Below are 26501 nucleotides of genomic sequence, written 5' to 3' on the forward strand. Positions count from 1 at the left end.
TAAAATTCTATTGAATATCTATTTTAAATTAATTTTTTAATTCGGCTTTTGAATGATATGAATATCGCGTTGAGGAAATGGAATACTAATGTTGTTTTCTCTAAACAACCTATCTATTTCAAAACGAATATCACTTTCAGGAATTCTTGCATTAAAACTATCATTTAAAGTAAACACTACTTTAAAGTTTAATGAACTATCTCCAAAATCTAAAAATCGAACTACAGTAGCTTTTTTATCTATTACCTGAGCATGAGAGTTTGCTGCTTCAATTAAAAGTTTTTCAACTAACCGTACATCACTACCATAAGCAACACCTACCGAAACTGACTCTCTTGTAGATGTTCCATTTTGGGTCCAATTATACAAGCTGTTTTCTAAATATAAATGGTTTGGAATAATTAATACTTTATTATCAACTGTGGTTGCTCTGGTTGTTCTTAGTTTGATTTCTTCAACACGACCAACTTTTCCTTCAATTTCAATGATATCACCAACATGAACTGTTTGATCTACTAATATAAAAATACCAGAAATAATATCTTGAAATAATGTTTGAAGCGCTAAGCCTACTCCTATTAATAGCGCTGCAGATGCAGCAAAAACTGCTGTAACATTTATTCCTAAAGAACTTAATACTATAAGTAAAACTATAATATAGACAATCCACCTAGCGAATGAAAAAACGGTAGTAAATTTTGCTTTATCATCATTAGGCATTGAACGTGTAACAAGCTTTCTTATCCACCTTAGTAAATAGGTTGTTAAAATTAAAATTGCTATAACTCCTAACAAATTCTTTACTTTAATAACACTTGTAATATTATTTGCGTTATCTGTAAACGTATAAATATTGTAGTTAAAAAACTCAATAACGTTCTCCCAAATTGAACTTTCTATTTTTTTTAATTCTTGAGTCATATTAATATTTTAACCATTTTATTAATTCTTTATAGCTTGGCTTTTTTCCATACATTAAAATACCCACTCTATAGATTTTAGCGGCAAACCACACAGCGAACATAAAAGTTCCAATTAATAACAATAATGATACCAATTGTTGCCAAAGTGGCACTCCAAAAGGAATACGCATAACCATTACAACCGGTGATGTAAAAGGAATAAAAGAAAACACCGTTGAAACCGTACCATGAGGATCTTCAATAACCGTAAATATACCCACATATACAGCTAACATTAAAGGTACCAAAATTGGCCAAATAAATTGTTGTGTATCTGTTTCATTATCTACAGCCGCACCAATAGCTGCATAAAGCGAGCTAAAAAGCAAAAAACCACATATAAAAAACAAGATAAAAGCTATAATAAGATTTACTATTGGCAAATGATAAAAAGCCAACATAAAGTCTTGTACTTGTGAATTCAACTCTGAATTTGATGCCGCTTGTTGTATTATTTCTTGTTGTTGAGATTGTAATTGAGAAACATCAATATTAAAAACTATAGACACAACCGTTAATAAAACGCCTCCTAAAAACAACCAAACAAAAAATTGAGTAAGCCCTGCCAAGGAAGTACCTATAATTTTACCAAGCATTAACTGTACAGGTTTTACAGATGAAATTATAACTTCAATAATACGACTGGTTTTTTCTTCAATAACACTACGCATAATCATATTGCCATAAATAATAATGAACATAAATAACAAATACCCTACGGCAATTCCAAAAGCAAGCTTTATCAAGCTATCCATTTTTGAAGATTTTTCACCGGCAAAACTTTCTTGCACAATACTAACCCGTGTTTTTGAGTTTTTTATCAATTCAATATCAACCCCTTTTTCCTCTAATATTAAATTATTAAGTTTACTTTCTATTTTAGATTCTAATCCAGAAAGCACACTTAAAGACGGTGGATCGTCTGAGTAAAATTTAATGTTTTTTGAAATATCACTTATATACTCTTGCTTTTCTATATGCAACAGGCCATACCCAGACGTACTTGACACAATTGTTTTTGCTGTTTCTAAACTTGTATTTTTTAATATATGATAGGTTGTGCTACTTGTGCTTTCAAACAAATCTTCCATAATGCCAGATTCATCTAAAACAGAAATAGTACGCTGTTTATCATTGTTTAATTGTGATAAATAAGCAACAAAAGTTATTAGTGCAATCATAATCATAGGACTTAAAAAAGTCATAACTATGAACGACTTATTTTTTACTTTGGTTAAATATTCTCGCTTAATAATAAGTGGTAAATGATTCATCTTTAACTGTTCTTAACGGTTTGTATAAAAATATCATTAACACTCGGTATTAATTCTACAAAATGAGATACATTACCTTGTGTTGTTAAATATTGGAGCAAATCGTTTGGTGTATCACGTTCAGAAAGTTTTATCTTGAGCTTCAAATCATCTTCTAATGATTTAAAATTTGTAGATGACACCTGAAACTTTTCTTTTAAAATACGTTCTAAATTAGTTTGATCTTGAGTTTTTATTCCTACTTCGTAAGTATTCGTTTTATATTGTCTTTTAATGTCCATTAATTTTCCATCTAAAATTTTATTTGACTGATGAATTAATGCAATGTCATCACACAACTCTTCAACAGATTCCATTCTGTGTGTAGAAAAAATAACAGTGGCGCCATTTTCTCGTAACCGAAGAATTTCATCCTTGATCAAATTAGCATTTATTGGATCAAAGCCAGAAAATGGTTCATCAAAAATTAAAAGTTTAGGTTCATGTAAAACGGTAACCACAAATTGAATTTTTTGAGCCATCCCTTTTGATAGTTCCTGGATTTTTTTATTCCACCAATCTCCAATTTCCAACCTATCAAACCAATATTTTAAACGAATTTTAGCTTCTGTTTTGCTCAAACCTTTCAATTGGGCTAAGTAAATGGCTTGCTCTCCAACCTTCATGGTTTTATACAAACCACGTTCTTCTGGCAAATAACCTATATCTTTAATATGAGAATCATTAAGTAGCATCCCATCCAATAAAACCTGACCAGTATCTGGCATGCTTATCTGGTTTATAACTCTTATAAGAGTTGTTTTGCCAGCACCATTTGGACCTAATAATCCAAAAATACTACCCTTTTTTACAGATAAAGAGACACTGTTTAGCGCTGTAAAATTTCCAAATTGTTTTGAAACAGAATTAACTTCTAATAAGTTATACATTGATATTTTTTATTGACAAATAGAGTTGTAAATATATTAAATGTTGCTAAGCTACTTTACAAATAAATGTTTTTTGATTAAATAACCATGTTTTATTAAAAACAAAACCCACCCTTAAAAACAATTAAGGATGGGAAAAAAATTGCTATGAAAAAGAAAAATTACCACTAAAATATATTAGTGGCAAACCAAATATACTATTTTTTTTATAAAAAGCGAATAAAATAAACCATCGTCCTTTTAAATTTTAAAATTTAAAATCAATCCAAGCTGCTTTTATAACTCTTTATATTTTAAGAAAACATATCTTTTACTTTTTCAAAGAATGATTTGTCAGAACTTTCTGGTTTTGGAGAAAAATGTTCATCATCTTTCATTGTTTCAAAAAATTCTTTTTGCTGTTTATTTAAAGTCTTAGGAGTCCAAACATTAACATGTACTAAGAGATCTCCTTTTCCATACCCATTAATACTTGGTATACCTTTACCTCTTAAACGCAATATTTTGCCCGATTGTACACCTGCTTCTACTTTTATACGTACTTTACCTGTAACCGTATCAATTTCTTGAGATGTTCCTAAAACAGCATCTGGAAAACTAACATATAAATCATAATGTAAATTATCTCCCTCACGTTGTAATTTCTCATGAGCTTCCTCTTCAATAGCAACTAATAAATCTCCTGAAATACCATTTCCTGGTGCTTCGTTTCCTTTACCTGCCACTTTAAGTTGCATCCCATCAACAACACCTGCTGGAATTTTAATGGACACTGTCTCTTCTGAGAGTTTCAAGCCCTGTAAATCAGCATCTGCGGGTTTTTTATCAATAATTTCTCCTGCACCTCCACATACATTACATGGTGCAGAAGTTTGCATTCTACCTAAAATAGTATTAGCAATACGTGTTACTTGTCCACTACCATGGCAGGTAGAACACGTTTTATAAGTAGTTCCTGGTGCTTGAATTTTACGACGTACTTTTATTTTTTTCTCTACACCATTGGCTATTTCCTCTAATGTTAATTTTACGCGTATTCTTAGGTTACTCCCTTTAACTCGTCTCTGACCTCCGCCACCACCAAAACCAGAAAAACCGCCACCGCCGAAACCGCCGCCACCAAAGATATCACCAAACTGACTAAATATGTCATCCATATTCATGCCACCACCGCCAAAACCGCCACCGCCGTTTTCAAAGGCTTGATGTCCATACTGATCGTAGCGAGCCTTTTTATTCTCGTCACTCAATACTTCGTAGGCTTCTGCTGCTTCTTTAAATTTGGCTTCAGCTTCTTTATTATCGGGATTTTTATCTGGGTGAAACTCTATTGCTTTTTTACGGTACGCCTTTTTAATTTCGGCTGCATTAGCACCTTTACTAATTCCTAATATTTCGTAATAGTCTCTTTTTGCCATATCTTAAATTCCTTTTTATTTTTTGGTTGCAATTAACAAAATCTCTAAAAAGGACTTTTTAAATTAAAATTTTATTGCCCTATGACTACTTTTGGAAAACGAATAACTTTTTCTCCAAGTTTATAGCCCTTCTCTACCACATCAATAATTTTGCCTTTCAAATCATCACTTGGTGCAGGAATTTGAGTAATTGCTTCATGATTGTCAGCATTAAACGCTTCTCCTTTCTCAACTTTAATAACTTTAAGACCTTTTTGCTCTAGTGTTGACACCAATTTTTGATAAATTAACATCACTCCTTTACGTAATTCTTCAGCCTCCTTATCTTCTTCTATATGACTTAAAGCACGTTCAAAATCATCTAATACAGGCAACATTGTTTTCATAACATCCTCACTCGCTGTTGAAAACAATTCTATACGTTCTTTTGAAGTACGTCTTTTATAATTTTCAAATTCAGCAAAAAGTCGTAAAAACTTATCCTTTTCCTGTTTTAATTCTGTTTGAAGTTTTTCTTCTACAGTCTGCTCTTCCACAACTTGATCTTCTAAAACTTGCTCTTCAGTCGCAATAGTTTCTTCTACTGCATTTTCAACAGCGTCGTTATCAATGCTTTTATTTTTATCTTTTTTACTCATCGGTATATTTATTTTCCAATAATCTTTCAATTTGCAAAAGTACTGCCATTATTATTAAATTGTCAAAATGTCACAAAATAATTTTAATCTCTCTGAAGTTTTCGTATATTCATAGTCATAGTCTAAGTCATTAACCCTAAAATATATTTAAAATGAAAAAACATATTACAGCATTTTTTATTATGGTTAGTATGTCTTTAGCTTTTATTGGCTGTAAAGACAAAGCGAAAGAAGCTACTACAACCGAAGCTGAAACCATTATTGAAGAAGATTTAGCTACCGAGAAATATAATGTAGATACCGATGCTTCTATTATTGAGTGGCAAGGATATAAACCAGCAGGATCACATAATGGCACGATCTCTATTGAAAACGGGATTATTAGCACCTCCAATGGCACTATCGTTGGTGGCTCTTTTTCTATTAGTATGAATTCTATAAAAGATTCAGAAAATAATGCAAAACTTGAAGGTCATTTAAAAAGTGGCGATTTTTTTGAAGTTGAAAAATATCCAAGTGCTGCTTTTGAAATTACAGGTTTGGAGGAAACCGATGGTAAAACTATGCTTTCAGGCAACTTAACCATCAAAGAAATTAATAATAATATTACATTTCCTGTAACCATTACCAATAATAATGACACCTTAACCCTTTCTAGTGAAACGTTTAGTATTGATAGAACAAAATGGGATATTAAATTTAAATCAAAATCGTTTTTTGATGAGTTGGAAGATAAATTTATTAATGATGATATTGCAATAAAAATAAATGTAAAAGCTGATAAATTATAGCCTTTAATTTATTAACGACACACTAACCACTCCAATTTAGATTTGAAGTGGTTTTTTTATTACAAAAATATTTTTAGAGCAGATTAAACTATTTCAAAAAAAAGTAGTCTGATTGACATATTAACAATTAAAACAATAACAAAATGAAATTAATTAAAATAGGATTTGTGGTATTAAGTTTATTAGTTTTCTCAAACGTTAACGCTCAGGAAAAAAATAGCAAAAAAGGTCCTGAAGCTGCTTTTGCAAAATTAGACAAAGACAGTGATGGAAAAATCAGTTTGGAAGAATTTAAAGCTAAACCTGTAAGAGCAAAAGAAGGAGAAACTAACAAGAAAACCGTTGATCCAGAAAAAGTATTTGCCAGAAAAGACACAAATTCTGATGGGTTTATTGATCTTGAAGAATTTAAAACTAGACCTGAAAAAAAGAAATAATCTTATTTTTAAAAAACAGCTTCAAAGCATCTTTATAAGTAGAGATGCTTTTTTATTTTAACAATCCTTTCATTTATTCAAAATACTTTTATTTAAAAATATTTCTTAATTTTAGAATATTAACTTTTTTGTAATCAGAAACATACATAAAAACCATTTCAACAATATTACACCATGGAAAAATTAAAAAAAGAAGATATAAAGCAAGAAGTTTTTGATTTATACGATGATTATGCTCATAGTAAAATTGACAGAAGACAATTTGTTGAAAAACTATCGCTTTACGCTATTGGAGGTATAACAGTAACATCATTATTAGGTTTTATTATGCCAAACTATACAGATTCAATTACGATAAAAGCTGATGACCCAAGAATAAAATCAGAATATATCACCTACACATCCCAAAAAGGTGGCGGTAATATAAAAGCGCTGCTAACAAAACCAGTAAATACAAAAAAGAAATTACCTGGTATTATTGTTGTTCATGAAAATAGAGGCTTAAACCCATACATTGAAGATGTTGGACGACGTACTGCTATTGATGGATTTATTACTATTGCACCAGATGCGTTATCGCCATTAGGAGGCTATCCAGGAAATGATGATGATGGTAGAGCATTGCAAAAGAAACGGAATCAAAATGAGATGTTAGAGGACTTTATTGCTGCTTTCGAATATCTTAAATCTCACAATGATTGCGATGGCAATATAGGTGTAGTAGGGTTTTGCTTTGGTGGTTGGATTTCAAATATGATGGCAGTAAAAGTACCAGAACTTAAAGCGGCTGTACCATATTATGGAAGACAACCTAATGATGAAGATGCTGCTAAAATTAAAGCACCTCTTTTGTTACAATATGCAGAATTAGACACACGTGTTAATGAAGGTTGGCCTGCTTTTGAAAAAATATTAAAAGTGAATAATTTGGAATATACCGCTCATTTTTATCCAGACGTAAATCACGGCTTTCATAACAACACAACACCTAGATATGATGAAAATGCAGCAAATTTATCTTGGAAACGTACCATTGCTTTTTTTAAAGAAAAGCTGACTAAATGATAATAAAAAATAGTACACCCCTAAAAAAGACTCTAAAATAATATCATATTCTATAGAGTTTTGTTTACGAAACATGCATTACTCTTTACCTTGATGAAAAAAGATTTTTTAGGCATCACAACAAAGTAAAAGAATTGTACGTTTCTTAATTATACATTATCACTTTTTAAAGTATCTTTATCGCTTCAAAAAAAAACTATGAACACCTTTTTAAAACGCACATTAATCACTTTGTCAATTATAGCCCTGGGTCTATTTCTATATTCTGCTTTTGTAGAGAATATTTTTGCTGCTCGCTTAAGCCCAAAAGATATTGTTGAATTTAAACTTAATGATTTAAAATTACAGGTTTTTTACAACAGACCCTCTAAAAAAGGACGTGAAGTTTTTGGTGCACTGGTTCCTTACAACAAGGTTTGGAGGACAGGTGCTAATGAAGCTACCACATTTGAAACCAACAAAGCTTTAAAAATTGGCAACGACTCATTACCTGCTGGAAAGTACACACTATGGACTGTTCCTAACGATACGCTTTGGCATGTTATTTTTAATAAAAAACAATATCCATGGGGTGTTGATACTGAAATGAATCCTATGTGGGACCCTAATTATGATGTATTAGATTTAAAAGTACCCGTTCAAAAAATACCAAATACCGTAGAACAATTTACCATAGCTTTTGATAATTCTACAGATAATTTATCGTTAACAATGGCTTGGGATAACATCAAAATTGAAGTGCCCCTAAAATAAATCTATACCCCTTATTAAGCCTAAACTTGTTTTAAATAAGTGACAAATTTTAAGGTTTAAATTTTGAAACAAATCCTCTTTTTAAGAAGTAACAAAACGCTTTAAAAGAGACTTTGTAAGTTTATAAAATAAAAAACCTGACATTGCTCCAAAGGTCATCCCGCAAATAATGTCCAATGGATAATGAACTCCAACATAAATTCTGCTATATGCAACTAAAACGCTCCAAAATACTAATATAAAAATTAGATTTTTATAATATGGTTTTAGCAATAATCCTGTAAAAATAGCTGTTGCCATGGTATTTGAAGCATGTCCTGAAAAGAATCCATATTTTCCACAACGCACTGCAATAAATCGCATTTGGTCCATGATTTCTAAAGCACCACATGGCCTTGGTCTTTCAAAGCCCCGTTTAAATACATTGGTAATTTGGTCTGTAAACGTAATCATTAAAGCTACAACAACAATAAAAATTAATAAGGATTTAGCTCCATATTTTTTGTAAAGCAAAAACAACAAAAAGCTGTATAAAGGTATAAATGTTAACTTATTGGTTATAACCAACCACAAACCATCCCAAGTCTCCGAACCAAATCCATTTAAAAATAAAAATAATTCACTATCATAATTTAAAAGTTGCTCTATCATAAATTATTAATTTGAGTATTAGCATATCTGCTGTTCTGTATCTGCCTATTATTCGTCGTATTTAGCTATTTCGTTATCATAAAACTCGGTAGCTTCTTTTATAGCATTTTCGGTTTCGTTCTCCAATTCTTTTTCATCTTCAGCATCAAAATCTTCAAACCATTCCACTTCATCATCTTCTAGATTAATAATAAACCTCGGAAACTCTGTATGAATTACAAAAATAGCATTTGGATAATCTGAATTATCGCCGAGTATAAATTTTGGAAGTTGCATAAAATAAGTTTTAAGTATCTAAAATATTTGAATTAAATAAAATTAAAAAATCATTCAATAACGACTAATTAAAATTTTAATTGCAAACTTAACAGTTCTTTTCTCAAATAAAACTGCCAGGTTGTTTATTTAACATAATTATTTATAACGGCTGCTTCTAACTTTAAAAACCTAAACACTCAAACTTACTTTAAACCTTTTCCAATTAGTTTTTTTGTCAAAAAATTAAATCGAATATATAATAAAATGGCTGCAATAGTTAAGCCAGCCAACAATCCAATCCAAATACCAAAACTACCATAAACAGTTTCTTTACCTAAAAACCAACAAACGGGAAAGCCTACCATCCAATAAGAGAAGAAAACCAACAACATTGGTATTTTAACGTCTTGCAAACCTCTTAAGGCTCCAAGCATGACAACCTGAATACTATCACTTATTTGAAAAATAGCAGCTACCACCAATAGGTTTGAAGCAATACTGACAACTTCATTATTATCAATAAAATTTTTAGCATCGTTTAAATCTAAATACAACATGGGTAAATATTCATGAAAAATTAAAAAGATAATAGCAAAAATAGACGCTAAAATAATTCCGAATAAAAAAATGGAAAATGCAATGCGACGCAACTCATAATAATTCTTTAATCCTTTTTGATTTCCAACCCGTATCATAGCGGCCACGCTTAAACCTGTTGCAACCATAAAAGTCATAGATGATAAATTTAAAGCAATTTGATTTGCTGCCTGCGGATTTTTACCTAACAATCCACTTAACCAAATGGCCGCAGTGAAAATAGCAACTTCAAAAAACATTTGCATAGCACTAGGCGCTCCTAAATTTAGTATTCGTTTTATCATCAAAGTATCTAAAACAAAAAACTTAATATGCTCTAAATATGCTTTAGATTTTTCTTTTCTTTTAAGTAAAAACCAAATATGCCAAACCATTACACCTCTGGATATTAAAGTTCCATAAGCTGCTCCTACAATTCCTAATTCAGGAAACCCAAACTTTCCAAAAATTAATACATAATTTAAAACAATATTAATAATGTTAGATAATAACGTGGCATACATGGGGAATTTAGTTAGTGAAAGCCCATCACTAAACTGTTTAAATCCTTGAAAAATGATTAAAGGGATTAATGAAATAGCCACCAAATTAAGGTAAGGCATTGCCAATTCTACAACTTCAATAGGTTGCTTCATCATATACATGATTGGTTTTGCTAAAAGCAGCAATAAAAACAACAGTATTCCCAAAACAGTACATAAAAACAAGCCATGTTTAAAAGAAGATTTTCCTTTTTTAAAATCTTCTTCTGCATCCGCCTCAGCAACCAATGGTGTTATGGCTGTAGAAAAACCAATCCCTAAAGACATTGCTATAAACACAAAACTATTTCCTAATGAAACCGCAGCTAATTCGGCCGTTCCTAATTGCCCAACCATTATATTATCTACCAAACTTACAAAAGTATGTCCCAACATCCCCAACATTACTGGTGATGCCAATTGCCAATTGTATTTAAACTCTTTGGTATAATTTTGTAATTGCATTTGGCAAAAGTAGTTTTTATCTAAGGATTTTAAATGCCTTGACTAACAAAAAATCACATTAACATATGTTAATAAGTCAAGATAACTTTTTTAAAAAATAAAGACAGTGATTTTATATATTTGCCCGCCAAATACTACCAGATATATAGAAACATTTAAGCTTTCATTTTATAGGGATTTAAAAATTTAAAGTTTATTCGTTTCAATATTAAAAGGAGGAAAATATATTTTCCTCCTTTTTACTTTAACAAATTTATAGAATTCTAAAGTCAAAATCTCTTTTTTTTAAAGTCCTAATTCATTTGAAAATAGTAGATATGTTTATTTATTGATTTTAATAATTAAATTGATCTTTTCTGGTTAAACAAACCTTAAAAGTTTGACATATTTTTTTTAGCATTTTCAAATTCACTAATCATATCTTCAACAATTTCTGCTACTGGTTTTATATCATGTATTAATCCTGAAACTTGACCAATTTCTAATTCGCCATTAACTAAGTCACCTTCAAACATACCTTTTTTTGCTCGGCCCTTTCCTAATAATTGTTTTAAACTTTCAGTTGTTGGTACCGTTTTATACAAATCTTGAATCTCATCATAAAACTTATTTTTAATAAGTCGCACTGGTGCTAATTCTTTTAAGGTTAATTGCGTATCCCCTTCTTTGGTTTCTATAACTAATTTCTTAAAAGCTTCATGCGAAGATGCTTCATTACTTGCCACAAACCTGCTTCCTACTTGAACAGCATCAGCTCCTAAAACCATTGCTGCCAACATAGCGTTACCAGAAGCAATCCCTCCGGCAGCAATCAATGGAATTTTAGTCTTTTCTTTTACCATTGGAATAAGTGTAAACGTTGTTGTTTCATCTCTGCCATTATGACCACCTGCTTCAAAACCTTCAGCTACAATAGCATTTACCCCTGCTTCTTCTGCTTTTTTTGCAAATTTGACACTGCTTACAACATGAACAACTGTAATACCTCGTTCTTGCAACCATGTAGTCCACGTTTTTGGGTTTCCTGCGGAAGTAAAAACAATCTTAACAGCTTCTTCAACAATAATATCCATTATTTTTTCAATATCTGGATACAACATTGGCACATTAACCCCAAACGGCTTGTTAGTTGCTTTTTTACATTTCTGTATATGTTCTCGTAAAACTTCAGGATACATGGACCCCGCTCCAATAAGCCCTAATATCCCTGAGTTACTTGACGCTGATGCCAGCCTCCAACCACTATTCCAAACCATACCTGCTTGAATAATAGGATATTTTATTTTAAATAGTTCTGTAATTCTATTCATTATTTATTTTTTTAAAACCTTGATTGTATTTGAAGTATTATTAGAATCTATTTTAATTAAGTACATGCCATTTGATAAAGATGATATATCCATCACATTATTTCCTATGGAAAGTAATGCCATTTTAACTTCTCTTCCTAAAACATCAAAAAGCCTGATTGTCCATATACTTTCATCATCAGAAGCTCTATTAAAATAAAGCATGCCTGTTGTTGGGTTAGGAAATAGTTGAATTTCATCACTTTTACCCATCAAAACTTCTCCCATAACAAGAGCCGCTTGTAAATCTGGAATACCATAACCCAAAAAATAATCGGGTGACTTGTATTGGGATGCGGACTCTCTTACCAATTGCATAATTTCAGCATTGGTTTTATCTGGTAAAGCTTGCCATAAACACACAATGCCCCCAGCTAAAATTGGCGAACTAAAAGACGTACCATTTGCAGATACAATAACATCATTTTCCGTAATAACATAACTCGCTTGTCCTTGCGCAACTACATCTGGTTTTTGGGTAGGCTGTACTGCATTTCCTTTTGAACTAAAAGTAGCATAATGCCCATTGGCATCTACCGCTCCAATACTTAAAACACCTCTGGCATCAGCAGGTGCTCCAACTATTTGCCAGCTATCATTTCCTGAATTACCCGCCGAATTAACTAAAAGCATCCCTTTTTCAAAAGCAATATTAGCTCCTTTGGTAATATACGCTGTATTTCCATCCATATCTGAAGGATCATAACTATAATTAGGATTATCATAAGTTGTGTACCCCAATGATGTATTAATTATATTAACCCCCAAACTATCCGCTCGTTCTACGGCCTCAACCCAATAACTCTCTTCTACAGGATTTTCAGTTAGAGCATCTTCCGTTACGAACAAATAATAAGAAGCATCGGGTGCCGTACCAATAAATTCATTTTCTATATAGCCTGCCATGTTACTTAAAACCCATGTACCATGATTACTTGATGTTCCCGTAAAAACATTGGAATCTCTATGAACAAAATCATAGCTGCCCAATAAATTACCGTCATCTCTTAACTTTTGAAAAGAAGCCATGGTGTTGACATTTGGAAAACCAGCATCAATCACAGCAACTGTCATACCTGTTCCCGAATAACCTGCAAGGTGCAGAGCATCACCTTTAAACATTTCTATTTGGTTTAATGCATTTCCATAATTAAACATGGTAAGCGTATTTTCTAATTTTTCTTGTTTTTTTTGTTGAGAAGAAAACTTACTTAGATTCAAACTTTTATCAGCAAAATCAATTTGAGCCACAAACCCAAAATTTATAAGTTCTTTAATATCGGATTCGCTTCCTCGAACATGTATTGCATTAAACCATTTCGACTTTGCCATTACAGTAATGCCAGGTACAATTTTTATTTGAGAAATATAGGTTTCATTAACAGGAACATCTCTCGCATCAATTACAACTTGATGCGCCTGTTTTCTATCAATAGCTTTTTGGGTAAGAATCGTTATAGGATTAGCTATGGCTTCTGATACATTTTCCTTATCTAAAAAATATATCCAAGCATCCTGTTGCGCAAAGACACAAAATGGGATATAAAACAAACTAATCAAAAGCAATCCTTTTTTCATAGATGTACAGATTTTAAAATACTGAATTACGAAATAACTCCAGAACCAATAAGCTCTTCATCTAAATACCAAGCAACAAATTGCCCCTCTGTAATAGCTGATTGTACTTCTTCAAATTCTACATATAAGCCGGTTTCAACTTTATGTAATGTAGCGTTTTGTAATGGTTGCCGGTAACGAATTCTAACTTTAAGTGTCATGCTTTCATCAACTTGAAGGGCTAAATCTTCGCGAACCCAATGCAATTCTTCATTACTAACAAACAATGCTTTTTTAAATAATCCAGGATGATCTTTCCCCTGTCCTGTATAAATAACATTATCATTAACATTTGTATCAATAACAAATAAAGGTTCAACATAACCTCCAACGCCTAAACCTTTACGCTGTCCTTTAGTAAAATAATGCGCTCCTTGATGCTTACCAATAACTTTACCATCTTCTATATGGTAATTTATTTTTCGTGTTAAAAAAGATAATTTTTCTTCTACAGAATCAAAATTAGGAACTTGAAAATTATAAAAATCACTTTCTTTAGAAACTTCTACTATCACCCCTTCTTTAGGCTTTAATTGTTGTTGTAAAAAATCGGGCAATTTTACTTTACCAATAAAACAAAGTCCTTGAGAATCTTTTTTATTAGCAGTTACTAAATCTAAATCCATGGCAATTTTCCGAACTTCTGGTTTGGTTAACTCTCCAATTGGAAATAACGATTTTGATAATTGTACTTGCGATAACTGACATAAAAAATAAGATTGATCCTTATTTTTATCCATACCTGATAATAATTGATAGATTGTCTTACCATCTTTTTCAACAATCCCTTTTCTACAATAATGACCGGTAGCTACATAATCTGCTCCTAAATCCAGAGCAATTTTCATAAAAACATCAAATTTGATTTCTCTATTACAAAGCACGTCAGGATTTGGAGTTCTTCCCATTTCGTATTCATGAAACATATAATCAACTATACGTTTTTTATACTGCTCACTTAAATCAACCGTTTGAAAAGGAATTCCTAATTTATCTGCCACAAGCATGGCATCGTTACTATCATCTAACCAAGGGCACTCATCTGAAATGGTTACAGAATCATCATGCCAATTTTTCATAAATAAGCCTATTACTTCATAGCCTTGCTCTTTTAATAAATAAGCTGCAACACTAGAATCCACACCTCCAGAAAGCCCAATAACTACTCGTTTCATCATTAAATTTAAGCTACAAAGATACATATTATTAGCATATTTTACCATGTAAACAATCAACATATCAATCTACAAAGGTATTTTTTGTTTGGATTTATTTAAAAAACATTAAACAAAACTTGTTATTTTGTTTAATGTTTTTATATATTTGTTAAACAAAATAAAAAACTATTAAAAATGAAAAACTTAAATTATTTAAAAAAAACAGCAATTCTTTTAATAGGATTGATACTAATAGCATCATGTGATAGTGATGACAACAACAGCCCACAAGCATTAAACATCGTTGAAACGGCACAATCAGTACCGGAGTTAAGCATATTAGTGGAAGCAGCAATAAAAGCAAATTTAGTAGATGCTTTAACCTCTTCAGGAGACAAAACAATTTTAGCTCCAACAAACGCTGCCTTTTCAGCTTTTTTAGCAAACAAAGGATTCAGTTCTTTATCTGAGGTACCAAATGATATTTTAAATCAAATTTTGTTAAATCATGTTATTGATGGTACAAACATTACCTCTTCATCTCTCATAGGAAATACAGGATATACTAACACATTGGCTGATGGACCTAATACTTCAAAACTCAGTATATATTTTAATGGTACATCAGGGGTTGTTTTTAATGGTGAAGCCACAGTTACAACACCTGACATTCAAACTTCCAATGGTATTGTACACATTATTGACAAAGTAATTGACTTACCAAGTATTGCTACTTTTGCAACAACAAATTCAGACTTATCAAGTTTAGTTTCAGCTCTGGCATATGCTGACACAGGAAATGACCCGTCTGTAGAATATATTAATACCGTTTCTGATATCGAATCTGGGCCCTTTACTGTTTTTGCTCCTACAAATGATGCTTTTTCTGCATTACTAACAGAATTAAATGTAAATGCACTTACAGACATACCTGCAGCAACCGTTGATGCTGTTTTATTACAACATATTGTAAATGCTAATGTGCAATCAAGTCAACTTACAAGCGGTTCAGTAACCACTTTGGGTGGAACAATAACGGCCAATGCTACAACATTTACATTAACCGATGCCAATGGCAGAATGAGTAACATCGTTACAACATTAGTAGACATTCAAGCAGCTAATGGTGTAGTACACGTCATTGACAAGGTTTTATTACCACAACAACCCCAATAATAATTTTATAGTTGGTTTATGAGTAAGCAATCAGGGATTTTTGGTTAGTTTAAATTGCTTACAAATAAAGGGAAAGGCTGTCTGAAACGACAGTCTTTTTTTATATCTATTTTTTTAATTTACTTTTTGGCGTAAAATCGACTTCTTCAGTAAGGCTACCATTTTCATAATACTGCCATATACCATTTTTTTTTCCTTGCTTGTAAGTTCCTTCAACTATTAGTTCTCCTTTTGCATTGTATACTTTGGACAAACCATGCAATACATCATTTTCATAAACAAACTCTTTAATAACCACATTCGTATCTGAATACCATTGAGATATACCATTTAGTTTTCCATTTACATAATGCTGTTTTTCTGCTACTTTTCCATTTGGATAGTACACAAAACGTTCACCATCTAATTTTCCAGAATCATTATAATATTCTAATGTAAGTAGTTTATTGGATGTTTTCTGGTAATATTTCCAAGTACCAACATACATTTTTCCGTTCATAACCCCTTCCGTTATCAATTTTCCTGAAGAAGAATAAAATTTAACTTCAGCTATATTATTATCTTTATTAAATAACTTAGTAGCTGATAAAACTGCTTTTTTATTAATATTTTTATAAAACTTAAAAAGACCTATTTCTTTTCCATGCAGAAACGCTCCTTCATATCTTAAAACATCAGTCCCTTCAAAATTCTTTTTCCAAATACCATGACGTTGCCCATTAGCATCAAACTGGTTTATATTTTGAGCAAAAACCATACTAGTAAATAGAAAAAATGACAAAAGAAGAACTGTTATTTTCATATTAAAAACACTTTTTTGATAGTATCAATTTATATATCATAAACGGTAATATACTTGATTTCTTATAACAAAAAAGCTGTTAAAATTTATTCAACAGCTTTTTTGATTATTATTTAAAGCAATTATTTTTTCTTTTTTTGTTGCATTTGTTTTTGTTTTTCGGCTTGCTCCATCATTTCTGCCATTTTCTTTTGAAAACGACTTTGTTTTTTGGGAGCTTTTTTCTTAACCTGAATCTGAGCATGGATTTTATCTTCATCAAGAATAAAATGCTTAATAACCAATATAATACCAATACTAATTAAGTTAGAAATAAAGTAATACAAACTCAACCCAGAGGCATAATTATTAAAGAAAAACAACATCATAATAGGCGAAAAGTACATCATATACTTCATCATTTTTGCCATATCAGGCATTCCTTCTTGTTGTGGCTGTGTAGCCATATTTTGCCCTGTAGTTAATTGCATATAAAAGAAAATAGCTATAGAAGCAAGTATAGGAAACAAACTAACATGATCACCATAAAATGGAATATGAAATGGAAGTTCTGCAATAGTATCATAAGAAGACAAATCATCTACCCAAAGGAAACTTTTTTGGCGCAAATCAAAAGCCGATGGAAAAAACTGAAACAAGGCATAAAATACTGGCAACTGAACCAATGCTGGTAAACATCCAGCCAAAGGACTTGCCCCTGCTTTAGTTTGCAAAGCCATAGTTTCTTGTTGCGCTTTCATTTTGTTGTCTTTATACTTCTCGCGGATTGCATCCAATTCTGGTTTAAGAATCTTTAATTTAGCTTGCGATAAAAACTGCTTGTATTGTACGAAAGACATTAGTAGTTTTATTAAAATAGTCATTACAATAATGGCTATTCCATAAGACATATAACTCCCTAAAAAGGCAAATAACGGAATAAATAAATACTTATTTATCCATCCAAAAATACCCCAGCCAAGTGGTAATATTTCATCTAAATTTCTATCGTATTTATTTAATATTTTAAAATCGCTCGGCCCATAGTACCAATCCAAGGATTTATTTATTTCACCTCCTGTAAGTTCCATTGGTAATTTAACAGCAAACATTTTAGTATAAACCGTATCTAATTCTTCATCTTGAACTAAGTTTTCAGATTCCAATACTGCTGTTTTAAAAGGCGTATCAGCTAATAAAATAGATGTAAAAAAGTGTTGTTTATACGCTACATAGGTTAAGTCTTCTGCTGTATCATCCGTATTTTCTTGTTGGCCTAAATAATCATCCTTACCTCCCTCGTATTCAAAAACTACTTCGGTATACCTATTTTCATAAGAAATACTTTTAGCATGTCTGTAAGTTTTTAGTTTCCAGTCTAAATTTACATCTTGCGAAGCATTAATTACGTCACTCAAACCTTGGGAACGGATATTAAAATCCATCATATATTCGCCTTCTTTCAACTCATAACGATACTCTAAAAATTTACTTTCTGAAACTTTAAGCTTCATAGTAACTACCGTAACATCACCATTTTTAGTAACCGAAGGTTGAAAAAACAAATCTTGTGTATTTAAAATACGACTATCAGTGGTTCCAAAATTAATATTGAAAGCCGCATTTCCATCTTTAACAATATAAATTGGTTTATCTTTAAAATCGACAAACTTCTTTAATCTTATTTCTGACAAATACCCCCCTTTACTACTGAATTTTAAAGCAAATAAATCGGTTTCAACCAAGGTTTCTGCATTATTATCAGAAGATGCTAAAGTTGAAGAATAAGCAAAAGCACCTAATTTGTTCTGTAATTGAATTAATTGTAGTGAATCTGAAAGATTACTAACAGAATAGTCTTCTGCCGTTGTTACAAGCGTTTCTTGCTGAGTTTTATTTTGTTCCTCTTTAGCTATTTGCTCTTGTTTTGCTTTTTCCTGTGCTTCTAACTCTTCTGGAGTTGGCTGGTTTTGCCAAAGCATGTACATTAAAATTCCGAAAATAAGCACAAAGCCCAATATCGAATTTAAATCTAATTTTTTTTCTTCCATTTTTCTAATTTAGACTTGATTATTATTTAATATGAACAGCCAAGCCTTTTTAAGTGTATAAAGTTTCTCTTAGTCAAAAATGTATCCAAAATTACTTTTGTGACACACTGGCACTTTTTTTCTTTTTTTTATAATTTAAAGCTGCTTTTACAAAGGCCACAAATAAAGGGTGTGGATTAATTACCGTACTTTTATATTCTGGATGGTATTGAACGCCTACAAACCAAGGATGGTTAGTAACCTCAACAATTTCTACCAATTTAGTATCTGGATTTAACCCAGTAGCCACCATTCCTGCAGCTTCTAATTCGTCTTTAAATGCACTATTAAATTCATAGCGATGCCTATGACGCTCTTTTATAACATTGGCTTTATAGACGCTATGTACAATACTGCCTGCTTTTAACTCACAAGCCCAAGCTCCCAATCGCATGGTACCTCCCTTATCAGTAATCGATTTTTGATCTTCCATTAAATCAATCACGGGATTGGCTGTTACTGAATTCATTTCAGTAGAATTAGCATCAGCAATTCCTACCACATTACGAGCAAATTCTATAACTGCCATTTGCATTCCTAAACAAATTCCTAAAAAAGGAATATTATTTTCTCTTACAAATTTAACAGCCGTTATTTTACCTTCAATACCGCGTTCACCAAAGCCTGGAGCCACTAAAACAGCATCTAAATGCCCCAGCTTTAACTTAATATTATCATCATTCAAATATTCTGAATGTATGGATTCTATATTTACTTTTACGCCATTTTCAGCCCCTGCATGAATAAAAGATTCCAAAATAGATTTATAAGAATCTTGTAACTCTACATACTTACCAATTAAACCAACCGTAACTTCATTTGATGGATTTTTATGACGCTTTACAAACGTATTCCAAGTAGTAATATCTGGCACAGAACTTTCTAATGCTAATTTTTTAAGCACCACTTTATCCAAACCTTCATTAAGCATTAAATTTGGAACATCATAAATAGTTGATGCATCTATAGATTGAATAACGGCTTCTTCCCTTACGTTGCAAAACAAGGCTAATTTTTTACGTAAATCTTTAGGTAGATAATGCTCTGTTCTACATACTAAAATATCAGCTTGCACTCCACTCTCCATCAAGGTTTTAACACTGTGTTGCGTTGGCTTTGTTTTTAATTCGCCTGCAGCCGATAAATAAGGAACCAATGTTAAATGAATAACAACACCATTATTATCACCTAAATCCCAACGTAATTGACGTACGGCTTCAATGTATGGTAAGGATTCTATATCACCCACTGTACCACCAATTTCAGTAATAATGATATCGTAATCACCAGAATTACCTAAAATTTGAATTCTTCTTTTTATTTCGTTGGTAATATGAGGAACTACCTGAACTGTTTTTCCTAAAAACTCACCACGACGTTCTTTTTCAATCACACTTTGGTAAATACGTCCTGTAGTGACATTATTTGCTTGACTGGTATTTACGTTTAAAAAACGCTCATAATGTCCTAAATCTAAATCAGTTTCGGCACCATCTTCCGTTACATAGCATTCGCCATGTTCATAAGGATTTAAAGTTCCTGGATCTACATTAATATAAGGATCTAATTTTTGAATGGTTACTCGGTAGCCTTGTGCTTGTAAGAGTTTTGCAAGAGATGCTGCTATAATTCCTTTTCCGAGTGATGATGTAACCCCGCCGGTTACAAATATGTATTTTGGTTTTGTTGTCATGTTGCGCTTATAAACGCAGGCAAATTTACAAAATTTAAATAGTTATTAGCGAATTGTTTTTAGATATTTAAAAGCGAGATTTTAACCTATTTTTTAGTAAGAAAAATAATCTATTCTATGAATAAAAAATTTGACTGTATGAATAAAAATATTGAACCCAGTTTATTAACATATAAAGTTCCATTGAAAGGAAACCTTATTATTCCTTTCACTCTAATTTGAAAAAAATTATAAATGGTAAGAATATACGGAACAATATAATCATTGAAATCTTTAAAATCAGAATTTGAGGACAAAGGAATTTCTCGATTTAGTTCTGTAAAAACGAGAAATGATTTCTTATCAAATTACAATTCAGAAAAACTTACAATTATCAAAGACACTTCATACGAGTTAAAAAAAATATTTGGAGCCTGTTTTAACAGAAAATCAAATCAATAAAATAATAAACAAATTAATTTAATAAAACTATAACGAACAACACCAATTTCCTAAAAGTTTAAAAATCTATCGAGGATACCGCTGTTTAATATTCCTAATCAAATCTTCCAAACCATTCAATTTAAGTTCATAAACTTGTTCTAACATATCACCCAATTTTCCTTTAGGAAAACCTTTATTATGGTACCAAACAATGTAATATTCCGGTAAATCAATTAAATAGCGGTCTTTATATTTTCCAAAAGGCATTTTGGTATGTGCCAGTTTAATCAAAAAATCTTTATCTGGAATCACCTATAGATGGATTTGTATTATATTGTTTACTGTTCTATTTCTACAATACTCAAATCTTCATACTTTACTAAATAAACAGCTTCATTATAGTAACCTCCAAAAGCTTTCTTTTTATAAGCAAATTTATTTTCTACGTATTGTGTTAAAGCAGCTTCATTTACAGACATATAAATATCATCTGAAGTTACTAAACGCAATACCACATCCATAGTTAAATCAAACCCTTTTGTAGCTCGACTGTTGGGAGTTGTTTTATAAATGCCTACATATTTTTTAATAAATGAATTGGCTGCATCAGAATTATAAGGTTTTGATGCCGCTGCATAGGTAAACTTAAGACTAGATAAGTGCTCATTTGAAATTTGATCTCCTTCAAATGCACTATTAAAATTGGTAGTTACTAACACTATTTCAATTTTAGCTTTTCCGGTTTCTTTATTTTCTTTTTGAATTAATGACTTTAATATACTGGATACATTTGAAGCCAACCCTTCACTATTCGTTTCTAAAAACACTACGTTTTTCCCTGGTTTTAACGTTCCTTTTATATCATCAATAAGTATATAATTTTGTTCTTTACCTTCTTTATCTTTTCTTGAACGCACTTGTTTTGCTTGATAAAAATCTTTTAACAAACTATTGGCAACGTCTGTATTTTTAGAATCTGACACTATAACAATATTATTAACCAAACTGTCTGCTTTTATATAATTTACAATCTTATCTCTAAATAACTTTTCAGATGGTTTAGATTGAAAAACGTTATCATATAAATTTAAATTTTCACCAATTGGAGAAATAACTGGTGTATGCAGACCTCTTAATTCTGAAGCAACTTTTTCGAATGTGTTAGGTGTTAATGGCCCAATAACAGCATCTACATTCTCAAAATTATTTTCTTTCATAATTTTAATAACTTCACCAACTTCATATTTTGTGTCATACACATCTACTTTTAATGAAACACCTAATTGTTTTAGAGAATCAATGGCCACCAAAACCCCTGAATGAAAATCTAATGAAGCATTTAAATATGGGTCTTTATTAATATGATTTTTTATACCTGAAACAGAATCATAACGCACACGATGTAACCTAAAAGGTAACATAACAGCAATATGTTTAGTTTCAAAATTTTTAATATTATTAGTTAAATCTATCTTTTTTGAAGCCTCTTCTATACCCGAAGCCACTTGAGAAAACGGAATCTTTAAAATCATACCTACTTTTAAACCTGTTTCCTTTAGTCCAGGGTTTAATGATTCTAATACTTCTTGTTCCACACCTATTTTAAGCTTTAATCTGTAAAAACCCTCTTTTGGCAATACTTTATAATAGCTATAATTTTCATCAACAACCTTTTCTTCTTCGTCCTCAATATTGGGTACATTCAAAACTTGTCCTTCTTGCAAAACAGCTCCCATTTCTGGATTTAAATCCTCTAATTCTTTAACCGTAATTCCAAATTTATAAGCCACCCGCCATTTACCCTCTTTAGGTAGAACTGTATATGTTTTTGTTTGTTTTACTTCCTTAACAACTTCTGTAACCTTAAATATGGGAATTTGAAGTTTATCGCCTTTTCTTAATGGATTAGCATATAAAAAAGTGTTATGTTTTTTTATTTCATCTTCAGTTACATTATATGTTTTAGCTAAACTATATAAAGTTTCTTTTCTACTTGTTTTATGAGTTTTATAACCTTGTAGCTCTTTTACTATAGTAATTTCAGGTTTAACCGCTTTAGTCAACGGAATAATTAAAACCGTATTAGGTTTTAACTCTTTTCTGGCATCAGGATTTAAATCATAAATATCTGAAGGTGTAATGTAATAACGTTTTGCTATTGCATCAATTGTTTCTCCGCTTTTTACTTGATGTGTACTAAAATTTTGTGCTGTAACAGTAGTTAAACTAGATACTAAAATCAAAATTAGTACTAAAAAAAATCTATTCATAGTGTTCTATTCTGCTAATAAATATATAATAAAAGCTCAGTTATATACGATTATTTTCGGGTTAAGGATGAAACCAATATCTTTTTTTTAATTATAACATTTAGCATGCCAAAAAAAACTATTTCAATAAAACCTGATTTAATAAACTAAATAATTGGTGAAAATCTATTGCGTTTATGATTCATATTATAAAATTCCGAATAAGCAGGAATTTTATTCCCACTCAATAGTAGCTGGTGGTTTTGAACTAATGTCGTAAACAACTCTATTAACTCCTTTTACCTTATTTATTATATCGTTTGATGTTTTTTGAAGAAATTCGTAAGGTAAATTTACCCAATCTGCTGTCATACCATCTGTACTTTCTACCGCTCTAAGTGCCACACATTTTTCATAAGTACGCTCATCCCCCATAACACCTACACTATTAACTGGTAATAACATGGCGCCTGCTTGCCAAACTTTATCATACAACCCCCATGATTTTAGCCCATTAATAAAAATAGCATCAACCTCTTGAAGAATACGTACTTTTTCAGCCGTAATATCTCCCAAAATACGAATACCCAAACCAGGCCCAGGAAACGGATGGCGTCCTAAAAGCTCAGGATTGATACCTAAAGTAGCTCCAACACGTCTTACTTCATCTTTAAAAATAGCACGAAGTGGTTCGACAATTTTAAGTTTCATAAAATCTGGTAACCCACCTACATTATGATGACTTTTAATAGTTGCCGATGGTCCTCCCGTTGCCGAAACACTTTCAATAACATCTGGATAAATAGTACCTTGAGCCAACCATTTTACATCGGTTAATTTATGGGCTTCATCATCAAAAACCTCTATAAAGGCATTACCAATAGCTTTACGTTTTAATTCTGGATCTTCTATTCCGGCTAAAGCATCTAAAAATCGTTTGGAAGCATCAACGCCTTTTACGTTAAGCCCCATACCCTCGTATTGTTTTAAAACACTTTCAAATTCATTTTTACGTAACAATCCGTTATTCACAAAAATACAGTATAAGTTTTTCCCAATGGCTTTATTAAGTAAAACAGCCGCCACGGTAGAATCTACACCTCCTGAGAGTCCTAAAACAACTTTATCTTTTCCTACTTTTTCTTGAATAGCTTCTACGGTTTCTTCTACAAAAGAATCTGGTGTCCAATCCTGATGTAATCCAGCTATATCAACTAAAAAGTTTTGCAATAATTGTTTTCCATCTGTTGAATGATATACCTCAGGATGAAATTGAATAGCATACGTTTCTTCACCATCAATTCTGTAAGCTGCATTAGCAACATCATGTGTACTTGCAATAAGCACACCATTCGTTGGTAATTTTTTAATAGTATCAGAATGGCTCATCCAAACTTGACTTCCGGTATGTATATGAGCCAAAAATGGTTCATTACCTTTGATAAAAGACAAATTAGCACGACCATATTCTCTAGTATTAGATGGCGCTACTTCACCCCCTGAAAAATGAGCTAAATACTGTGCGCCATAACATACGGCTAGCATTGGTTTTTTTCCTCTAATTTCAGATAAATCAGGATGCAGCGCTTCTTCTCTTCGCACCGAAAACGGACTGCCAGAAAGAATCACAGCCTTGTATTCTGCTAAGTTGGTTGGAATTTTGTTAAATGGATGTATTTCGGAGTAAATGTTGAGTTCTCTAACTCTACGAGCAATAAGTTGTGTGTATTGCGATCCGAAGTCTAAAATAAGTACCTTGTCATGTTGCATGCGCAAAAATAACAATAGATTTTATATTGACGAATTGCAATAGTTTATTTTTTTATTTTTTTACAACATAGAATCTAAAATCACCTCTATATCAGCCTCTGTAGTGTCTGGATTAATAAAACAAAATCGAGAAATTGTTTCATAAGTTCCATCAACCTCCCATTTTGTAGGGGTTACTAATGCTAATCCTTTCCTATGATTTTCAAATGTCCAATTGGTATAATCTTCAGGTTTCCAACCAATTCTTCTATATAAAACACAAGATAAACCTGGCTCTCTAACCAATTCTAAATGATTGGCATTTTTTATCAGCTTACTGGCTATTTGCGCCAACTCAATACCACGTTCTACTGATTCTTCATACTTATTTGTACCATGCATAGCTAAAGAAAACCAAAGAGGCAAGCCCCTAACACGTCTTGTTAATTGAATTTGATAATCGGAAGGATTAAAACCGTTTGATCCTTCATCCTTAAAAATATCTAAATAAGAACCTTCTTGCGAATGTGCTTGCTTTGCCAATTCCGGATTTTTATAAAGTACAGCACCACAATCATAAGGGGAAAATAACCATTTATGAGGATCGATAGTAATGCTATCAGCTTTTTCAATACCTGTAAATAAATGTCGCACAGATTTTGCTGCTAAAGCTCCGCCCCCATAAGCGGCATCCACATGAAACCAGATATTTTCATTTTCACAAATGTTTGCTATTCCTAATAAATCATCTATAATACCTGCATTTGTTGTACCTCCAGTGGCAACAATAGCGAATAGGCGCGTTCGATCTTCTTCACTTAAATTATTTATAACTTTTTGCACTTCGGCTGATTCTAATCGTTCTTCAGTTTTCACCATTAAAACATCTGCATCAATAACCTTTGCCATCGATTTCACAGAAGAATGAGCCCCAATAGAGGTAATAATCAACCCTTTTTTAAATTGATTTTCACTATTTAAACTTCGCCAATATTCTCTTGCAGTTACAATAGCCGACAAATTAGCCGCTGTACCACCACTTGTAAAAACACCAAATGCACCACTTGGCAATCCTGTTAATGAAACCAACCATTTCATTGCTTCATTTTCACAAAAAATTCCCCCAGCACCTTCCATCCAATATGCCCCATGTATACTAGAGGCAGAAGTGACCAAGTCAAACATAATGGCTGCTCTAGTTGGTGATGCTGGTACAAAAGCCAAATGCATTGGATGATCAACTGGAACGTTAGCTTTTACTAAATGTTCTTTCCACAAATTAAAAGCCACTTCACCACCAATACCTTTTTCAGTTATAGTTTCACCCACTAATTTCTTTAAATCATCTGCACTTTTTGGAACTCCAATTTCAGGTTGAGATATAGAAATTCTATTGATAGCATATTTCATAATATCCATTGTCATTTCTATTAATTCAATGTCTATTTTGTGCATATT

At 31.7% G+C, this 26501-nt stretch carries 24 protein-coding genes; 6 read left to right on the forward strand and 18 right to left on the reverse strand.

Annotation, left to right across the window (positions count from 1 at the left end; genetic code table 11):
• Positions 1 to 36: 36 nt before the first annotated feature.
• The 5 genes from APS56_RS04310 to APS56_RS04330 all read right to left on the reverse strand — a co-directional run bounded on the left by APS56_RS04310 (position 37) and on the right by APS56_RS04330 (position 5221).
• Entirely contained in the window at positions 37 to 921 is an 885-nt protein-coding gene (locus tag APS56_RS04310) for a mechanosensitive ion channel family protein (protein WP_054725097.1), read from the reverse strand.
• Between the two features lies 1 nt (position 922).
• A complete protein-coding gene (locus tag APS56_RS04315; protein ID WP_054725099.1) occupies positions 923 to 2236 on the reverse strand; it encodes an ABC transporter permease in 1314 nt (437 codons plus the stop codon).
• Positions 2237 to 2238: 2 nt separating this feature from the next.
• The gene (locus tag APS56_RS04320; protein ID WP_054725102.1) at positions 2239 to 3165 is read right to left on the reverse strand and encodes an ABC transporter ATP-binding protein; all 927 of its coding nucleotides are present in this window, start codon (positions 3163 to 3165) and stop codon (positions 2239 to 2241) included.
• 293 nt (positions 3166 to 3458) lie between these two features.
• Positions 3459 to 4583 (reverse strand): molecular chaperone DnaJ, encoded by a 1125-nt coding sequence (gene dnaJ, locus APS56_RS04325; RefSeq protein WP_054725104.1) that lies wholly within the window; start codon positions 4581 to 4583, stop codon positions 3459 to 3461.
• Positions 4584 to 4654: 71 nt separating this feature from the next.
• Complete coding sequence (locus APS56_RS04330) at positions 4655 to 5221, reverse strand: nucleotide exchange factor GrpE (RefSeq protein WP_054725106.1); 567 nt, start codon at positions 5219 to 5221, stop codon at positions 4655 to 4657.
• A 152-nt stretch (positions 5222 to 5373) separates the two neighbouring features.
• Here APS56_RS04330 and APS56_RS04335 point away from each other — a divergent pair, with 152 nt between their 5' ends.
• From APS56_RS04335 to APS56_RS04350, 4 genes are all read left to right on the forward strand, one after another.
• Positions 5374 to 6012, forward strand: a complete 639-nt coding sequence (locus tag APS56_RS04335; RefSeq protein ID WP_054725109.1) for a YceI family protein — start codon at positions 5374 to 5376, stop codon at positions 6010 to 6012.
• Positions 6013 to 6155: 143 nt separating this feature from the next.
• On the forward strand, positions 6156 to 6449 hold the full coding sequence (locus tag APS56_RS04340) for an EF-hand domain-containing protein (protein WP_054725111.1): 294 nt from the start codon (positions 6156 to 6158) through the stop codon (positions 6447 to 6449).
• A 174-nt stretch (positions 6450 to 6623) separates the two neighbouring features.
• Positions 6624 to 7514, forward strand: a complete 891-nt coding sequence (locus APS56_RS04345; protein WP_054725113.1) for a dienelactone hydrolase family protein — start codon at positions 6624 to 6626, stop codon at positions 7512 to 7514.
• A 198-nt stretch (positions 7515 to 7712) separates the two neighbouring features.
• Positions 7713 to 8267 carry a DUF2911 domain-containing protein gene (locus APS56_RS04350; protein ID WP_054725115.1) on the forward strand — a complete coding sequence of 185 codons (555 nt, stop codon included), beginning with the start codon at positions 7713 to 7715 and terminating at the stop codon, positions 8265 to 8267.
• 81 nt (positions 8268 to 8348) lie between these two features.
• Here APS56_RS04350 and APS56_RS04355 read toward each other — a convergent pair whose 3' ends face one another.
• The 6 genes from APS56_RS04355 to mnmA all read right to left on the reverse strand — a co-directional run bounded on the left by APS56_RS04355 (position 8349) and on the right by mnmA (position 14900).
• Entirely contained in the window at positions 8349 to 8918 is a 570-nt protein-coding gene (locus tag APS56_RS04355; protein ID WP_054725117.1) for a phosphatase PAP2 family protein, read from the reverse strand.
• A 48-nt stretch (positions 8919 to 8966) separates the two neighbouring features.
• Positions 8967 to 9194 (reverse strand): DUF8828 family protein, encoded by a 228-nt coding sequence (locus APS56_RS04360; protein ID WP_054725119.1) that lies wholly within the window; start codon positions 9192 to 9194, stop codon positions 8967 to 8969.
• 185 nt (positions 9195 to 9379) lie between these two features.
• Positions 9380 to 10759: an MATE family efflux transporter gene (locus tag APS56_RS04365; protein ID WP_054725121.1), complete on the reverse strand. Its 1380-nt coding sequence runs from the start codon at positions 10757 to 10759 to the stop codon at positions 9380 to 9382.
• Between the two features lie 371 nt (positions 10760 to 11130).
• Positions 11131 to 12072: an NAD(P)H-dependent flavin oxidoreductase gene (locus APS56_RS04370; protein ID WP_054725123.1), complete on the reverse strand. Its 942-nt coding sequence runs from the start codon at positions 12070 to 12072 to the stop codon at positions 11131 to 11133.
• Complete coding sequence (locus APS56_RS04375; protein ID WP_054725125.1) at positions 12073 to 13686, reverse strand: S8 family serine peptidase; 1614 nt, start codon at positions 13684 to 13686, stop codon at positions 12073 to 12075.
• Positions 13687 to 13712: 26 nt separating this feature from the next.
• Positions 13713 to 14900 carry a tRNA 2-thiouridine(34) synthase MnmA gene (gene mnmA, locus APS56_RS04380; RefSeq protein WP_054731155.1) on the reverse strand — a complete coding sequence of 396 codons (1188 nt, stop codon included), beginning with the start codon at positions 14898 to 14900 and terminating at the stop codon, positions 13713 to 13715.
• A 177-nt stretch (positions 14901 to 15077) separates the two neighbouring features.
• Between mnmA and APS56_RS04385 the strand changes: the two genes are divergently transcribed.
• Positions 15078 to 16058 carry a fasciclin domain-containing protein gene (locus APS56_RS04385; RefSeq protein WP_054725127.1) on the forward strand — a complete coding sequence of 327 codons (981 nt, stop codon included), beginning with the start codon at positions 15078 to 15080 and terminating at the stop codon, positions 16056 to 16058.
• Positions 16059 to 16164: 106 nt separating this feature from the next.
• On the opposite strand, the gene APS56_RS04390 is transcribed toward APS56_RS04385, so the two are convergent.
• The 3 genes from APS56_RS04390 to pyrG all read right to left on the reverse strand — a co-directional run bounded on the left by APS56_RS04390 (position 16165) and on the right by pyrG (position 20622).
• Positions 16165 to 16860 (reverse strand): toxin-antitoxin system YwqK family antitoxin, encoded by a 696-nt coding sequence (locus tag APS56_RS04390; protein ID WP_054725129.1) that lies wholly within the window; start codon positions 16858 to 16860, stop codon positions 16165 to 16167.
• A 122-nt stretch (positions 16861 to 16982) separates the two neighbouring features.
• Positions 16983 to 18890, reverse strand: coding sequence for a membrane protein insertase YidC (gene yidC / locus APS56_RS04395; protein ID WP_054725131.1), 1908 nt, complete (start codon positions 18888 to 18890; stop codon positions 16983 to 16985).
• Positions 18891 to 18981: 91 nt separating this feature from the next.
• Positions 18982 to 20622 carry a CTP synthase gene (pyrG, locus tag APS56_RS04400; protein WP_054725133.1) on the reverse strand — a complete coding sequence of 547 codons (1641 nt, stop codon included), beginning with the start codon at positions 20620 to 20622 and terminating at the stop codon, positions 18982 to 18984.
• Positions 20623 to 20886: 264 nt separating this feature from the next.
• Between pyrG and APS56_RS16925 the strand changes: the two genes are divergently transcribed.
• Positions 20887 to 21063, forward strand: a complete 177-nt coding sequence (locus APS56_RS16925) for a hypothetical protein (RefSeq protein ID WP_157757602.1) — start codon at positions 20887 to 20889, stop codon at positions 21061 to 21063.
• Between the two features lie 66 nt (positions 21064 to 21129).
• On the opposite strand, the gene APS56_RS04405 is transcribed toward APS56_RS16925, so the two are convergent.
• The 4 genes from APS56_RS04405 to APS56_RS04420 form a co-directional block, all read right to left on the reverse strand.
• On the reverse strand, positions 21130 to 21357 hold the full coding sequence (locus APS56_RS04405; RefSeq protein WP_082379244.1) for a DUF3820 family protein: 228 nt from the start codon (positions 21355 to 21357) through the stop codon (positions 21130 to 21132).
• A gap of 26 nt (positions 21358 to 21383) precedes the next feature.
• Positions 21384 to 23315, reverse strand: a complete 1932-nt coding sequence (locus APS56_RS04410; RefSeq protein WP_054725137.1) for a LysM peptidoglycan-binding domain-containing protein — start codon at positions 23313 to 23315, stop codon at positions 21384 to 21386.
• A 213-nt stretch (positions 23316 to 23528) separates the two neighbouring features.
• The gene (gene guaA, locus APS56_RS04415; protein WP_054725139.1) at positions 23529 to 25064 is read right to left on the reverse strand and encodes a glutamine-hydrolyzing GMP synthase; all 1536 of its coding nucleotides are present in this window, start codon (positions 25062 to 25064) and stop codon (positions 23529 to 23531) included.
• Positions 25065 to 25124: 60 nt separating this feature from the next.
• Positions 25125 to 26498: a pyridoxal phosphate-dependent decarboxylase family protein gene (locus APS56_RS04420; protein ID WP_054725141.1), complete on the reverse strand. Its 1374-nt coding sequence runs from the start codon at positions 26496 to 26498 to the stop codon at positions 25125 to 25127.
• Between the last annotated feature and the right edge of the window lie 3 nt (positions 26499 to 26501).

Origin of the sequence: Pseudalgibacter alginicilyticus (assembly GCF_001310225.1) — a bacterium.
GTDB classification, from domain to species: Bacteria; Bacteroidota; Bacteroidia; order Flavobacteriales; family Flavobacteriaceae; genus Pseudalgibacter; species Pseudalgibacter alginicilyticus.

Coding starts and splice junctions, on each gene's coding strand:
- APS56_RS04310 (WP_054725097.1), bottom strand. CDS start 921: ATGACTCAAGAATTAAAAAAAATAGAAAGTTCAATTTGGGAGAACGTT.
- APS56_RS04315 (WP_054725099.1), bottom strand. CDS start 2,236: ATGAATCATTTACCACTTATTATTAAGCGAGAATATTTAACCAAAGTA.
- APS56_RS04320 (WP_054725102.1), bottom strand. CDS start 3,165: ATGTATAACTTATTAGAAGTTAATTCTGTTTCAAAACAATTTGGAAAT.
- dnaJ (WP_054725104.1), bottom strand. CDS start 4,583: ATGGCAAAAAGAGACTATTACGAAATATTAGGAATTAGTAAAGGTGCT.
- APS56_RS04330 (WP_054725106.1), bottom strand. CDS start 5,221: ATGAGTAAAAAAGATAAAAATAAAAGCATTGATAACGACGCTGTTGAA.
- APS56_RS04335 (WP_054725109.1), top strand. CDS start 5,374: ATGAAAAAACATATTACAGCATTTTTTATTATGGTTAGTATGTCTTTA.
- APS56_RS04340 (WP_054725111.1), top strand. CDS start 6,156: ATGAAATTAATTAAAATAGGATTTGTGGTATTAAGTTTATTAGTTTTC.
- APS56_RS04345 (WP_054725113.1), top strand. CDS start 6,624: ATGGAAAAATTAAAAAAAGAAGATATAAAGCAAGAAGTTTTTGATTTA.
- APS56_RS04350 (WP_054725115.1), top strand. CDS start 7,713: ATGAACACCTTTTTAAAACGCACATTAATCACTTTGTCAATTATAGCC.
- APS56_RS04355 (WP_054725117.1), bottom strand. CDS start 8,918: ATGATAGAGCAACTTTTAAATTATGATAGTGAATTATTTTTATTTTTA.
- APS56_RS04360 (WP_054725119.1), bottom strand. CDS start 9,194: ATGCAACTTCCAAAATTTATACTCGGCGATAATTCAGATTATCCAAAT.
- APS56_RS04365 (WP_054725121.1), bottom strand. CDS start 10,759: ATGCAATTACAAAATTATACCAAAGAGTTTAAATACAATTGGCAATTG.
- APS56_RS04375 (WP_054725125.1), bottom strand. CDS start 13,686: ATGAAAAAAGGATTGCTTTTGATTAGTTTGTTTTATATCCCATTTTGT.
- mnmA (WP_054731155.1), bottom strand. CDS start 14,900: ATGAAACGAGTAGTTATTGGGCTTTCTGGAGGTGTGGATTCTAGTGTT.
- APS56_RS04385 (WP_054725127.1), top strand. CDS start 15,078: ATGAAAAACTTAAATTATTTAAAAAAAACAGCAATTCTTTTAATAGGA.
- APS56_RS04390 (WP_054725129.1), bottom strand. CDS start 16,860: ATGAAAATAACAGTTCTTCTTTTGTCATTTTTTCTATTTACTAGTATG.
- yidC (WP_054725131.1), bottom strand. CDS start 18,890: ATGGAAGAAAAAAAATTAGATTTAAATTCGATATTGGGCTTTGTGCTT.
- pyrG (WP_054725133.1), bottom strand. CDS start 20,622: ATGACAACAAAACCAAAATACATATTTGTAACCGGCGGGGTTACATCA.
- APS56_RS04410 (WP_054725137.1), bottom strand. CDS start 23,315: ATGAATAGATTTTTTTTAGTACTAATTTTGATTTTAGTATCTAGTTTA.
- guaA (WP_054725139.1), bottom strand. CDS start 25,064: ATGCAACATGACAAGGTACTTATTTTAGACTTCGGATCGCAATACACA.
- APS56_RS04420 (WP_054725141.1), bottom strand. CDS start 26,498: ATGCACAAAATAGACATTGAATTAATAGAAATGACAATGGATATTATG.